The sequence below is a fragment of the Cellulomonas sp. KU4C genome (genome assembly GCF_056868065.1).
Genome location: NZ_CP200322.1, coordinates 918,736 through 931,255 on the forward strand (window position 1 = coordinate 918,736; position 12,520 = coordinate 931,255).

The window sequence follows — 12,520 nt, forward strand, 5'->3', positions numbered from 1 at the left end:
CGTCGTGGCCCGTGAGCCACCCCCGCACCCGCCCCTCGTCCGCCCGCTCCCGGCGCCGCCGGCGCGCCTGGACCGCCGCCGCCGCGGTGGTCCTGGTGGTCGCCGGCGCCGCCGTCTGGGGGGTCGGGCGCTACGGACCGCGGTTCGGCGTGTACCTGGTGCCGCCGGGCCCGCAGCGGTACGCCGACGTCGCGCTCGACCTGATGTCCGGCGGCTACGCGGCGGACGGCCCCGCGTGGGAGGCGGCGCAGGAGGCCGTCCGCGCCGCCGCCGCCCAGGCCGACGACGTCGCCGACCTGCACGCCGTGCTCGCGGAGGCCGTGCGGGTCGCGGGCGGACCGCACTCGGCCTTCCTCACCCCCGACGAGGCCGCGGCGACGCAGACCGCCGCCGACGAGGCGCCCGGCCCGACCGTCACCACCACCGGCGGCGTCACCACGCTGGTCCTCCCCGAGCTGGCCGGCGGCTCCCCCCGGACGCAGCAGCGGTACGCCGACACCCTCGCCGACGGGATCGCGGCCGCCGCCCCGGCGACCTGCGGCTGGGTCGTCGACCTGCGCGGGAACACGGGCGGCACCATGTACCCGATGCTGTCCGGCGTCTCCGCGCTGCTGCCGGAAGGGCCCGCGCTCTTCTTCAGCGACCGGCACGGCCGGACGACCGCCCAGGTCACGGTCCAGGAGGACGGCGCGGGCCTGAACGGCCGGACCACGACCCGCGTCCGGGCGACCCCCGGGGTCTCCGGCGCCGTCGCCGTCCTCCAGGACGAGCGCACCGCCTCGAGCGGGGAGGTCGTGCTCACCGCGTTCCGCGGGCTCGACCACGTCGCGACGTTCGGGGCGCCCAGCGCGGGCTACACCTCCGCGAACACGCCCTACCGGCTGTACGACGGCGCCGAGCTCGTCGTGACCGAGAGCGTCTACGTCGACCGCGACGGCGTCGTCCTCGACGAGGTCCCGCTCCCGGCCGCCCACCCGACCGCCGGCCCCGACGCCGAGGCCGCCGGGCGCGCGTGGCTCGCGGAGCAGGGGTGCGCCGCGGGGTGACGGGTCAGCCGTCGGCCTCGACTTCCGCGACCTGGCCGTCCTCGACGTGCCACCGCCGGGTCAGCCGGACGCTGTCGAGCATCCGGCGGTCGTGGGTCACCAGCAGCACGGTCCCGTCGAACGCCTCGAGCGCCTGCTCCAGCTGCTCGATGGCCGGCAGGTCGAGGTGGTTCGTCGGCTCGTCGAGCACCAGCAGGTTGACCCCGCGGGCCTGGAGCAGCGCCAGCGCGGCCCGGGTGCGCTCGCCCGGCGACAGCGACGACGCCGGGCGGGCGACGTGGTGCCCGCCGAGCCCGAACTTCGCCAGCAGGGTCCGCACGTCCGCCGTCGTCCAGTCCGGCACGACGCGGGAGAACGCGTCGGCGAGCGGGGTGTCGCCCTCGAACGCCGCGCGCGCCTGGTCGACCTCCCCGACGAGCACGCCGGAGCCGAGGTCGACCCGGCCGTCGTCCGGCGCGAGCCGGCCCAGCAGCAGCCCGAGCAGCGTCGTCTTCCCGGCGCCGTTGGGTCCGGTGATCGCGACCCGGTCCTGCCAGTCCAGCTGCAGGTCGACGGGCCCGAGCACGAACGCGCCCCGACGGACCGTCGCCGCCCGGGCCGCCGCGACGACCGTCCCGGACCGGGGCGCCGCGGCGATGGTCATCTGCAGCTGCCACTCCTTGCGGGGCTCGTCGACGACGTCCAGGCGCTCGATCAGCCGTTCCGTCTGCCGGGCCTTCGCCGCCTGCTTCTCCGAGGAGTCCGCGCGGAACTTGCGGCCGATCTTGTCCTTGTCCGTCGACTTCCGCCGGGCGTTCTTCACGCCCTTGTCCATCCACGCGCGCTGCATCCGGGCACGCGCCGACAGCGCGTCGCGGCGGGCGGCGTAGTCCTCGTAGGCCTCCCGGGCCTGGCGGCGGGCGGTCGACCGCTCCTCCAGGTACGCGTCGTACGAGCCGCCGTACACCGCGACCCGCTGCAGGCTCCGGTCGATCTCCACGACCGAGGTCACCGTGCGGCTGAGGAACTCCCGGTCGTGGCTGACCACCACCACCGGGGCGTCCACCCGGTCGACGAACTCCTCGAGCCGCGCGAGCCCGTCGAGGTCGAGGTCGTTCGTCGGCTCGTCCAGCAGGTACAGGTCGTACCGGGACAGCAGCAGCGCCGCGAGCCCCACCCGGGCGGCCTGCCCGCCGGACAGCGCCGTCATCGGCAGGTCCAGGTCGACGTCCAGCCCGAGGTCCGCGAGCACGGACCCGGTCCGGGAGTCCAGGTCCCCGCCGCCCAGGCCCATCCACCGCTCCAGCGCGTCGCCGAACGCGTCGTCCGCGCCCGGCTCACCCGCGGCCATCCGGTCCGCCGCCGCGTCCATCGCGACCTGCGCGGGCCCGACACCGGTCCGCCGCTCCAGGTGCTCGCGCACCGACTCGTCCGCGCGCCGCTCGATCTCCTGCGCGAGGTACCCGAGCCGCGCGTCCTGCGGGGACACCGCCACCGACCCCGCGTCCGGCGCGCGGTGCCCCGCGAGGATCCGCAGCAGCGTGGACTTGCCGGCGCCGTTCGGGCCGACGAGCCCCACGACGTCCCCGGGGGCGACCACGAGGTCCACCCCCGCGAACAGCTGACGGTCGCCGAAGCCGGCCCCGACTCCCCTGGCCTGCACGGTGGCGCTCATGGGGCCATTGTCGCGGGTCACGGCACGCGCAGGATCCGCACCGGGTCACGACGGGCGGCGAGCACGGCGGACGGCACCGCGCCCACGACCCCGACCACGCCGCTGAGCACCACCACCCCCGCCGCGAACCCCCACGGCAGCACCCGCCCCGACGTCTGGAGCACCAGGAGCGTGCCGGCCGCCGTCCCTGCGACCGCACCGGCTGCCCCGGCCACGGCGCTCTGCAGCACGACGAGCGCGACGATCGCGCTGCGGGACGCCCCGAGCGCGCGCTGCCGACCCAGGTCCCGTCGGCGTCCGGCGACCCCGGCCGCGGTCGTCAGGGTGACGAGCAGCAGCCCGACCACCAGCACGGTCGCCATCAGCTGGCGTGACGACTCCCCCAGCGCTCCGGACAGCACCTCCCGCAGGTCGAGCGCCCCCTGCGCGACCTCGACGTCGACCGCCGCCGGGGTGCCTGCCGGGACCACCGCCGTCACGAGGTCGGCCACCGCCTGGACGTCGTACCCCGCCGCGACCCGCAGGTAGACGTAGCGAACGGTCGTCGTGCCCGGTTCGGCGCTGCTCACCAGCACGCTGTCGGCGAGCGCGGCCAGGGGTTCCACGGCGGCGAACGTCCCGACCACGGGCACGACCCCGCCGGCCACGCCGGCCGCCCCCGAGCCGGTGCCGGGGGCGAGACCGAGCTTCCGCGGCGGCCCGGGTCCCGGCCACCGCCTCGCCGGCCCGCGCCGCGCGGCCCGCGGTCAGGCGGAGGTCCGGGGGCAGGTCGCCGAGCACGTCCCGGGCGGTCACGGGCACCCCGGTGCGGGTGCCGCCGACACCCGGCAGCGTGGCGTCGGCGGCCGGGCCGAGCGCGAAGGCCCACTCGACGCCGTCGACCGCCCGGACGGCGTCCACCACGTCGGGGGCGATGCGCGCGGACCCGGTGCTGTCGGTCACGGTGACGAGGCGGGTCCCGAGCTGGTCGACCGTCGACAGCACCTGGTCCTCGGTCGCCGCCGTGCGTCCGGTCGTCGCGACGGTGACGAGGCACACGAGCGCGATCACCAGCCCCGGGGTCGAGGACGTCAGCGGTCGGGCACGCGACGCGGCCCAGGCCTCGGCGAGGAACGCCCGGGCGGCCTTCACAGGACCACCCGGTGGTCGGCCTGCCGCGCGAGGTCCGCGTCGTGGGTCGCCACCACGACCGTCGCACCCGCCGCGGCGAGGTCGGTGAGCGCGCCCCACACCACCCCCGCCGACGTGGGGTCGAGGTTGCCGGTGGGTTCGTCGCCGAACACGAGCTCCGGCTCGGTGAGCAGCGCCCGGCACAGGCCGACCCGCTGGGCCTGGCCCCCGGAGACCTCACCGGGACGGTGCCCGGCACGGTCGCCCAGGCCGAACCGCTCGAGCAGGTCGCGCGCCCGGCGGCGCGCCTCCTGCCGGTGCAGCCCGGCGAACACCGCGGGCTCGCACGCGTTGTCCAGGACGGTGCGCGCCGGGTCGAGCATCGCGTCCTGGAAGACGAAGCCCGTGGTCGAGGCCCGCCAGGCGGACCGGTCCGCGTCGGCCAGGGCGGCCACGTCGAGCCCGTCCCACAGCACCCGACCGGCCCGTGGCCGCAGCAGCCCGGCCAGCACGTACAGGAGCGTGGACTTGCCCGAGCCCGACGCCCCGGTGAGGACGGTGACCGCCCCGGCCGGGAACCGCAGGTCGACCCCGTCCAGCACCGGTGGCGCGGACCGCCGGTACGCGAAGGTCACGTCCGCGCACACCAGCCGCGCGCCGGTCACGACGTCCCGCCCTCGCGCGACACCGTGAGGATCTGCTGACCGACGACCACCCCGTCCACGACCGCGCGCGACCCGTCCGTCACCAGCACCGTGACCGGGAGGTGGGCACCGTCCGGCGTCGACACGACGTAGCCGCCGGTGGCGTCCTGGCCGAGCGCCGCCACCGGGACGACAGGACCGGACGCCTGCGGGACGATCTCGACCTCGGCGGTCAGGCTGCCCGCCGAGGGCTGGAGCGGGAGCACCGCGCAGTCGCCACCGCACACCGGGCCCCCGTCCGGGCCGACGAGGGCGAGGACCGTCGTCGCACGCTCGTCCTCGGCGGGGAGCGCGGGCCCGACGACCGCCGCCCAGACGTGGTCGAGGTACCGCACCTCGACGGGCGCGCCCTCCCGCGGGACCGTCGAGGTGTCGTCCACCGTGACCGTCAGCATCGGCTCGTCCAGGACGACGTCCACGGTCGCCGTCGACTCGTCCACCCGGCGTCCGACCACCACGTCCTCGCCGAGGACCACCCGCGCCGGGACCTGCGGGGCGAACACCAGGTCACCCGCGCGCACCTCGCCGGTCGGCTCGAGACCCAGCGACCGCTGCCACGCCCGGACCGCCCGCTCCGTGCGTGCGTCGAACGAGCCGTCCGTCGCACGGGTGAGCAGGCCCTCGCCGCGCAGCAGGCCCTGGAGCTGCGTCACGTCCTGGCCGGTGTCGCCGCGAGCCAGGCCACGGAACGCGGGCACCTCGCCCGCAGCCAGCACCACGGGCCGTTCGTCGAGCCGGAACAGGACCGCCCCCGCGTCCACGGACGACCCGGACTCCACCGCGATCCCGGTGACCGTGCCCGACGCGGGGGCGACGGCCACGGTCCGACGCGGCCAGGTCACCCCCACCCGGAACGTCGACGTCCGTCCCACCACCGCCTCCTGGACGGTGTGGACGACGTCCGGCTGCACGTCGGCCGCGGCCTCCGGCGGGACGAGCGTGGCGCGCCCCGCGACGAAGCCCGCGGTCGCGAGCACCCCGGCGACGACGACCCAGCCCGCCAGGACCCGGACCCGGCGCCTCACGAGACGCCCCCGAACGTCCAGCGCTCGGGGCACACCTCCTGGAGCTCCGCGATGGCCTGCTGCCCGAGCGGGACCAGCGCCGGGTCGCCGTAGGGCCACCACGGATCACCGACCGGCTCGCCCGCCTGCGCCGCCAGACCCTCCTCCACGTACCGGTCGACCGACGGCGGGCGACGCTCCAGCTCGACGCCCTGCGCCACCAGGCAGGCGTGGGTGTCGACGTCGTACCGGTACATCGCGCGCAGCGTCTCCGCGGTCAGCGGCTCGGAGACGAAGGACGTGTCGATCCCCTGCTCCACCAGGCACGCGTCCCGGTCCGCACCGGCGCGCTCGGCCTCTGCCTGGGACGCGAACGGCTCCGCGAACCCGGCCGACTCGTCCACCGTCAGCTGCCACCCCCGCCCGTCCATGCAGGCCTGGAGCCGGACGACGAACTGCTCGGCGCGCTGCGCCTGCTCCGCCATCCAACCCGGCTCGGACCACGACGCGTCCGGCGCCGGGGTCGTCGGGCTCGGTGCGCACCCGGCGACCACGAGGGCGACCAGCGCCGGCGCGGCGAGGTGGTGTCTCACGTCGGATCCTCTCGGTGCGCGGTCCCCCGGGCGTTCGAGGTCGCAGCACAGTCCTAGCCCGTCGAGGACCACTCACCCGGGGCGCGCACCCGCGGCCCCGGACCCGGGTAGGTGGTGACCCGCCCCGTCAGCCGACGGCGTCCAGCGCCGCGAGGAACGCCAGCACCCGCTGCGTCGCGACCGCCGCGGCGGCGGGCTCGTGGTCCGGGTGCCCGGGCTCGGCGAAGAGGTGCCCGGTCGCCGGGTACACGAACAGCTCGGCACCGGGGACGTCCGTGCTGAACTCCTGCTCGGCGTCGACCTCGCGCCACGGGTCGCCGTCGGCGACGTGCGCCTGCGCCGGCACGCCCGGGGGCCAGGTCGCGCCCCACCACGACGGCGCGACGGCACCGGAGAGGAAGAAGGCCCCGCGCGCGCCGGGTCGGGCGAGCACCTGCTCGGCGGCCCGGGCCGCACCGAACGACACCCCGCCGTAGACGACGTCGGCCGGCAGGTCCTCGACCGCCTCGGCCGCACGCCGCGCGAACACCGCCTCGCCGAGCGTCTCGACGTGCGCCACCCCGTCGGCGACGTCGGCGAACGTCGCCCCGTCGAACAGGTCCGGCGTGTGCACCGTGCGGCCGGTGACCCGCAGCAGGTCGGCGAACGCGTGCACGTCCGGGGTGAGCCCGCCGGAGTGGTGGAACAGGACGACGTCGACCATCCGCCGAGGCTACGCGGGGCGCTCGCAGCCGGCGCGCCGCAACGCGCTCACGGGGTGACCGGCCCGCCCGTCCACGCGTCACCGTCCCGCGTGAGCAGCACCCGCTCCTGCGGGTCGGCGGAGACGTCGAGCCGGTCGACGGCGTCGACGCGCACCTCGACCCAGGCGAACCGGTCGAACCAGGCGTCGTCGGGTTCATCGACGCCCGCGGCCGTCGTTGTCGCGTCCGGCGCGAGCGGCGCGCCAGGGGGCGTCGGGGACGCGTACGCGCGGCGGGTGTGCGCGCCGAACCCGGCCCACCGGCGGCGCCGCTCCTCGGGATCGGTCACGACCGTGGCCCGTCCCGTCAGCCGCAGCTGCACGCCGGTGGCGTCGTCGTAGACCGTCACCGCGACCCGCGGCTCCACCCGCAGCTCGTGCACCTTCGCGGAGCGGACGTCCGTGGCGAACGCGACCGTGCCCCGGTCCGGGTCGCACGCCCGCAGGATCACCGACCGCACCTGCGGGGCGCCGGTCGGGTCGACCGTGGCGAGGGCCGCGAGGGTCGAGCCGGTGCGGCGGGAGGTCGCCTCCGTCAGGGTCCGCCAGGTGGCCGCGAGCGTCGCGGGCACGTCGGGACCGGTCGGCTGCGCGGTCGTCATGCGTCCAGCATGCCGGGGTGCGCCACTGCCGCGTCCCCCGGGACGGTTTGCGTCATATCTGATGCATGTTCTCGTTGGAAGCCCGATGAATCACTCATGATTCGATCGCCCCCTGGACCGGACACCGCCTCACACATCGCGCGCCGCCGATCCCTTGCGTCCGGGACCGTGGCACCCTCTCGCGTTCGGCCGATCGCCTCCCAGGCAGCAGTGCCTCAGGCCCCCTCGGCCCGCCCCTCGCGCCAGTACCCCATGAACGCCACGGACTTCCGGTCCACCCCACAGGTCCCGACGAGGTGCCGCCGCAGGGTCTTGATCGCCCCGGCCTCCCCCGCGAGCCACGCGTACAGCGCGGTGGACTGCCGCAGCGGCTCGCCGGTGGCGTGGTCCACGGGGACCTCCCACAGGATGCCGCTGTCGATGTCGACGTCCTCGAGCTCCATGCCCTCGGGCAGCGGGGCGTCGTGCGGGATGAGGCGCTTGCACGCGGCCTGCACGGCGGGGACGAGCAGCGAGCCGTGGGCGGCGCCGTCGCGGGGCAGCCACCGGACGGTGACGCCGGCGGGCGCGTCGACAGGGATGTGGTCGCCGGCGTGCGGGACCTCGATGACGGCCTCGCCGCGGGCGTCGCGGGGCAGCCGGTCGAGGATGCCGACGATCGCGGGGGCGGCGGTCTCGTCTCCGGCGAGCAGCAGGCGGTCGGCGTGGGCCGGCGGGACGAAGTCGATGCCACCGGCGGGGCCGTCGTGCTCGCGGTTCGGGCCGAGGACCACCAGGGTGTCCCCGACCTGCGCGCAGCCCGCCCACCGGGAGGCGGGGCCGGCGTCGCCGTGCAGCACGACGTCGACGTCGAGCTCGCGGACGTCGTGCCGGACGCCGCGGGCCGTGTAGGTGCGGATGGGGTGCCGGAGCTCGTCGGGGAGCTCGCGCCAGTCCAGGTACCAGGACTCGCCCTGGGGGACGACGTCGTAGCCGCAGGGCAGCGGGAGCAGCAGCTTGATGCGCTGGTCGTACCCGTTGTCGGCGAACTGGTCGAGGTCGTCGCCGGTGAACGTGAACCGGCGGAACGACGGGCTGAGGTCGGTGATCCGCGCCACGCGGACGGCGAAGAACCGGAACGGCGTCGTGACGGCCGGGGCGGTGGTGGACGCGGTCATGCGATCACCGTACATCGAAGGTAAGGCTTACCTCTATGAGGTGTCCCACACCGTGGGCACCGCCGGTCAGGCGACCGACGTGCCGAACGCGAGACCCAGGAGGTAGGTCGCCGCCGCGGCGCCGAGGCCGATCGCGAGCTGGCGCAGCGCGCGCTTCGCGGGCGACGACCCCGACAGCACGCCCACCGTCGCGCCGGTGCCGAGCAGGGCGATGCCGACCAGCGTCGTCGCGACGCCCACGGCGAGCCAGCCCTCGAGACCGAACAGGTACGGGAGCACGGGGATGATCGCGCCGCCGGCGAAGAAGCAGAAGCTCGCGGCCGCCGCGCCGACCGCGCTGCCCACGGACTCGTGCTCGTCGACCTCCGGCGCGCCGTCCTCGGGCGCGTCGCCGCCGCCGAGGTCGCTGGCGAGCACGGGCGACGCCGCGTCCAGCAGCGCCGCGCGGGCCAGGACCTCGCTCGCGCGCGCGGCGGCCTCGTCCGCGGACATGCCCCGGGCCCGGTAGACCAGCGCCAGCTCGTTGGCGTCCAGGTCGAGGTGCGGCAGCGCCTCGCGGGCCTGCGCGCTGGGCCGGGACGCCTCCAGCAGCTCCCGCTGGGACCGCACCGACACGTACTCGCCCGCGCCCATCGACAGCGCACCGGCGAGCAGCCCCGCGAGTCCGGTCAGCAGCACGGTCGAGGTCGCGACGCCGCTCGCGCCGATGCCGAGCACCAGCGCGAGGTTGCTCACCAGGCCGTCGTTGGCGCCGAACACCGCGGCGCGGAACGTCCCGGAGATCCGGTTGCGGCCCCGCATCGCGAGGCTCCGCACGACCTCCTCGTGGATCCGCTCGTCGGCGGCCATCGTCGCGGTGGCGTCGACGTCCTGCTCGTACGCGGACCGGGCCTCGGCGCGCTGGGCGAGCGCGAGCACGAACACCCCGCCGAACCGGCGCGCCATCCAGCCGAGGCCGCGCGACCGGATGTCGCCCGGCAGCGGGCGGCCGACCTGGTCCCCCAGGAGGTCGAGCCAGTGCTGCTCGTGCCGCTTCTCGGCGTCGGCCAGGGCGAGCAGGATGGCGCGCTCCTCACCGGTACGGCGCGAGGCGAGGTCGCGGTAGGCGGCGGCCTCGGCGCGCTCGTCCGCGAGGTAGCGGCGCCAGCGGCGGACCTGGCGGGCGGTCGGGGTGGCGGAACGGGCGCCCGCAGGGCTGTCGGTGGGTGGCACGGTGATCCATGGTGCGTGCAGCCAGACGCCGAGTCACGCGATCCGGGCCGATTCGGGCGCCCGAATCGACCCGTCCGCACGACCCCGGCGCGCGCGGCCGGACGCCCTCGCAACCCCGGCGTTGCTCAGACGTCCGGTTGCGCAACCACCGGGCTCAGGACGACGGGGCCGCGGCGCGGAGCTTGTCCAGCAGCGGACCGGCCGCCTCGTCCAGGAACCGCTGCTGGGCCGCGTCGCCGACCTGCACCAGCGCGATGTCGGTGAACCCCGCCTCCCAGTACGCGGACACCGCCTCGACGACCGCGTCCAGGTCGGGGCCGCACGGGATCGTCTGCGCGACGTCGTCCGGCCGCACGAACTGGCTGGCGGCGTCGAAGCCCTCCGTGGTCGGTAGGTCGGCGTTCACGTGCCAGCCACCGGCGAACCAGCGGAACTGCTCGTGGGCCCGCCGCGTCGCGACCTCGGCGTCCGGGTCCCAGGAGATCGGGATCTGGCCGATCTTCCGCGACGGCGCGGGGGTGCGGTCGCCCGCGGCCTCGGCGCGGGCGTCGTCCCAGCCCTGGATCAGCTCGGCCTTCGGCTCGGTCGCGACCAGGTGGTCGACCAGCGGGGCGAACCGGGAGATCGACTGCGAGCCGGAGACCGCGACCGCGAGCTCGACCGGGTCCTCGGGGAGGTCCCAGAGCCTCGCGGAGTCCGTGCGGAAGTGCACGCCGTCGAACGTGAGCCGCTCGCCGTCGAGCAGGGCGGAGATGATCTCGACGGCCTCCTCGAGCATGTCGTGCCGCTCACCGACAGCGGGCCAGCGCTCCCCGACCACGTGCTCGTTGAGGTTCTCGCCGGCGCCGAGGCCCAGCGTGAACCGGCCGTCCGACAGCACGCCGACCGTGGCGGCCTTCTGCGCGACGACGGCCGGGTGGTAGCGGACCGTCGGGCAGGTCACGTACGTCATCAGGTCCACCCGCGACGTCGCGTGGGCGACCGCCCCGAGCAGCGACCAGGCGTACGGCGCGTGGCCCTGCTCGTCGAGCCACGGGAAGTAGTGGTCGCTGGACACCTCGAAGTCGAAGCCGACCTTCTCGGCGTCGACGGCGTACCCCACGAGCTGCTTCGGCCCGGACTGCTCGGTCATGAGGGTGTACCCGAATCGCGTCATCCCCCGACTCTCACACCGCACGGCCGCTCCGGCACCCGGAGGCGCCGGCCGCCGCTCGGCCGCCGAGACAGGACCGCCGCGCCGAGACAGGGCGCCCGGAGGCCCTGTCTCGGCGGCACGGTCCTGTGTCGGCGCGCCCGGGTCAGGCCGCGAGCGCCGCGCGGAGGGCGTCGACCAGCGGCGTCGTCGGGCGGCCGATCAGGCGCGCCAGCGTGCCGTCCGACTCGGCCAGCAGGCCGTCGCGGGTGTTCTCGTCGAGCGCGACGACGAACCCGGCGGTGCCCTCGTCGAGGCCCGCGGCGACCAGACCGGCGTGGCGCTCCTCGGAGGTCACGGCGCGGTAGACGACCGGGCGGCCCAGCACCTCGGTCGCGGCGGCGGCGAGCTCGTCGTAGCCCCACGCGTAGTCGCCGGCGAGCTCGTAGACCGCGCCGTCGTGCCCCTCGGTGCGGAGCACGACCGCGGCGGCGGCCGCGAAGTCGTCGCGGGGCGCGCTGGCGACGCGGCCCTCGCCGGCGGCGGCGACGATCTCGCCGGTCTCACGGGCCTGCTGCAGGTCGCCGAGGTAGTTCTCGGTGTACCAGCCGTTGCGCAGGATCGTGAAGGTCAGCCCGGACGCGCGCAGCACCTCCTCCGTGGCCTTGTGCTCCGGCGCGAGCACCAGGGCGCTGGTGTCGGCCTTCGGCGCGGAGGTGTAGACGAGGCGGCCGACGCCGGCGCGGACGGCCGCGTCGATCACGGCGGTGTGCTGGGCGACGCGCTGCCCGACCTCGCTGCTGGACACGAGCAGCACGGTGTCCGCGCCCGCGAGCGCCGCGTCGAGGGTCTCGGGGGCGGCGTAGTCGACGGCGGCGACGCGGACGCCCCGCTCGGCGAGGTCGGCGAGGCGCTCGGTGCGGCGGCCCGTCGCGACGACCTGGTCGGCGGGGACGCCGTCGGCCAGCAGGTGCTCGACGACGAGGCGGCCGAGGTGGCCGGTGGCACCGGTGACGACGATCGACATGGGGGTTCCTCTCGGTGGTGCGTGCGTGATCACCCCGTGCAACCGCCGACGCCCGGGGTGCCTTCCGGATCGCCGGTACCCACTTTGACGTAAGGTACTGGCGTGAGCGTAAGCATGCAGGCCACGGCCCCGCAGGTGCAGGAATCCGTCCTCGCCGGACTGATGACGGGCGGCGTGCTGCCCGCCGCCTGCCCCAGCCGCGTCGTCCTGGACCACGTGACCAGCAAGTGGGGCGTCCTCGTGCTGGTGGCGCTGTCGGAGCGCACGCTGCGCTGGGGCGAGCTGCGCCGGCTCGTCGAGGGGATCAGCGAGAAGATGCTGGCCTCGACGCTGCGCACCCTGGAGGCCGACGGCCTGGTGCTGCGCGAGGCGACCCCGTCGATCCCGCCGCGGGTCGACTACTCCCTGACCCCGCTCGGCGACGAGCTGGCCGCGCACCTGCTGCCGCTGATGGCCTGGATCACCCGGCACGCGGACACCATCGTCGCCCGTCCCTGAGCACTGCACGGGACCACCACCTACTCACCCCGGCGGCCA

General features: G+C 76.1%; 13 protein-coding genes. 2 read left to right on the plus strand and 11 right to left on the minus strand.

The features are described from left to right. Positions 1-11: 11 nt before the first annotated feature. Complete coding sequence (locus AC1VL8_RS04345; RefSeq protein WP_483074283.1) at positions 12-1,046, plus strand: S41 family peptidase; 1,035 nt, start codon at positions 12-14, stop codon at positions 1,044-1,046. A gap of 4 nt (positions 1,047-1,050) precedes the next feature. Here the strand turns inward: AC1VL8_RS04345 and AC1VL8_RS04350 are convergent, their stop codons facing one another. From AC1VL8_RS04350 to AC1VL8_RS04400, 11 genes are all read right to left on the minus strand, one after another. Then, positions 1,051-2,700 (minus strand): ABC-F family ATP-binding cassette domain-containing protein, encoded by a 1,650-nt coding sequence (locus AC1VL8_RS04350; RefSeq protein WP_483074284.1) that lies wholly within the window; start codon positions 2,698-2,700, stop codon positions 1,051-1,053. Between the two features lie 17 nt (positions 2,701-2,717). Further along, complete coding sequence (locus AC1VL8_RS04355) at positions 2,718-3,326, minus strand: FtsX-like permease family protein (RefSeq protein ID WP_483074285.1); 609 nt, start codon at positions 3,324-3,326, stop codon at positions 2,718-2,720. Between the two features lie 501 nt (positions 3,327-3,827). Continuing rightward, positions 3,828-4,475 carry an ABC transporter ATP-binding protein gene (locus AC1VL8_RS04360; RefSeq protein WP_483074286.1) on the minus strand — a complete coding sequence of 216 codons (648 nt, stop codon included), beginning with the start codon at positions 4,473-4,475 and terminating at the stop codon, positions 3,828-3,830. After that, positions 4,472-5,539, minus strand: coding sequence for a peptidoglycan-binding protein (locus AC1VL8_RS04365; RefSeq protein WP_483074287.1), 1,068 nt, complete (start codon positions 5,537-5,539; stop codon positions 4,472-4,474). The genes AC1VL8_RS04360 and AC1VL8_RS04365 overlap by 4 nt, the downstream gene beginning before the upstream one ends. Further along, a complete protein-coding gene (locus AC1VL8_RS04370; protein ID WP_483074288.1) occupies positions 5,536-6,111 on the minus strand; it encodes a hypothetical protein in 576 nt (191 codons plus the stop codon). The genes AC1VL8_RS04365 and AC1VL8_RS04370 overlap by 4 nt, the downstream gene beginning before the upstream one ends. Before the next feature lie 127 nt (positions 6,112-6,238). Beyond that, a complete protein-coding gene (locus tag AC1VL8_RS04375; RefSeq protein WP_483074289.1) occupies positions 6,239-6,814 on the minus strand; it encodes a dienelactone hydrolase family protein in 576 nt (191 codons plus the stop codon). A gap of 47 nt (positions 6,815-6,861) precedes the next feature. Continuing rightward, positions 6,862-7,455 (minus strand): pyridoxamine 5'-phosphate oxidase family protein, encoded by a 594-nt coding sequence (locus tag AC1VL8_RS04380; RefSeq protein WP_483074290.1) that lies wholly within the window; start codon positions 7,453-7,455, stop codon positions 6,862-6,864. 215 nt (positions 7,456-7,670) lie between these two features. Beyond that, positions 7,671-8,612, minus strand: a complete 942-nt coding sequence (locus AC1VL8_RS04385; RefSeq protein WP_389234367.1) for a siderophore-interacting protein — start codon at positions 8,610-8,612, stop codon at positions 7,671-7,673. A 66-nt stretch (positions 8,613-8,678) separates the two neighbouring features. Beyond that, positions 8,679-9,824: a VIT1/CCC1 transporter family protein gene (locus AC1VL8_RS04390; RefSeq protein WP_483074291.1), complete on the minus strand. Its 1,146-nt coding sequence runs from the start codon at positions 9,822-9,824 to the stop codon at positions 8,679-8,681. A 154-nt stretch (positions 9,825-9,978) separates the two neighbouring features. Next, positions 9,979-10,980, minus strand: coding sequence for a TIGR03557 family F420-dependent LLM class oxidoreductase (locus AC1VL8_RS04395; RefSeq protein ID WP_483074292.1), 1,002 nt, complete (start codon positions 10,978-10,980; stop codon positions 9,979-9,981). 142 nt (positions 10,981-11,122) lie between these two features. Continuing rightward, positions 11,123-11,983, minus strand: coding sequence for an SDR family oxidoreductase (locus AC1VL8_RS04400; RefSeq protein WP_483074293.1), 861 nt, complete (start codon positions 11,981-11,983; stop codon positions 11,123-11,125). Positions 11,984-12,145: 162 nt separating this feature from the next. On the opposite strand from AC1VL8_RS04400, the gene AC1VL8_RS04405 reads away from it, so the two are divergent. Further along, positions 12,146-12,481, plus strand: coding sequence for a winged helix-turn-helix transcriptional regulator (locus tag AC1VL8_RS04405; protein WP_483076186.1), 336 nt, complete (start codon positions 12,146-12,148; stop codon positions 12,479-12,481). Positions 12,482-12,520 lie beyond the last annotated feature (39 nt).

What these genes read in the sequence shown, in the direction of transcription:
- AC1VL8_RS04380 (WP_483074290.1), bottom strand. Translation starts at nt 7,455, where the DNA reads ATGACGACCGCGCAGCCGACCGGTCCCGACGTGCCCGCGACGCTCGCG.
- AC1VL8_RS04350 (WP_483074284.1), bottom strand. Translation starts at nt 2,700, where the DNA reads ATGAGCGCCACCGTGCAGGCCAGGGGAGTCGGGGCCGGCTTCGGCGAC.
- AC1VL8_RS04375 (WP_483074289.1), bottom strand. Translation starts at nt 6,814, where the DNA reads ATGGTCGACGTCGTCCTGTTCCACCACTCCGGCGGGCTCACCCCGGAC.
- AC1VL8_RS04405 (WP_483076186.1), top strand. Translation starts at nt 12,146, where the DNA reads ATGACGGGCGGCGTGCTGCCCGCCGCCTGCCCCAGCCGCGTCGTCCTG.
- AC1VL8_RS04395 (WP_483074292.1), bottom strand. Translation starts at nt 10,980, where the DNA reads ATGACGCGATTCGGGTACACCCTCATGACCGAGCAGTCCGGGCCGAAG.
- AC1VL8_RS04385 (WP_389234367.1), bottom strand. Translation starts at nt 8,612, where the DNA reads ATGACCGCGTCCACCACCGCCCCGGCCGTCACGACGCCGTTCCGGTTC.
- AC1VL8_RS04400 (WP_483074293.1), bottom strand. Translation starts at nt 11,983, where the DNA reads ATGTCGATCGTCGTCACCGGTGCCACCGGCCACCTCGGCCGCCTCGTC.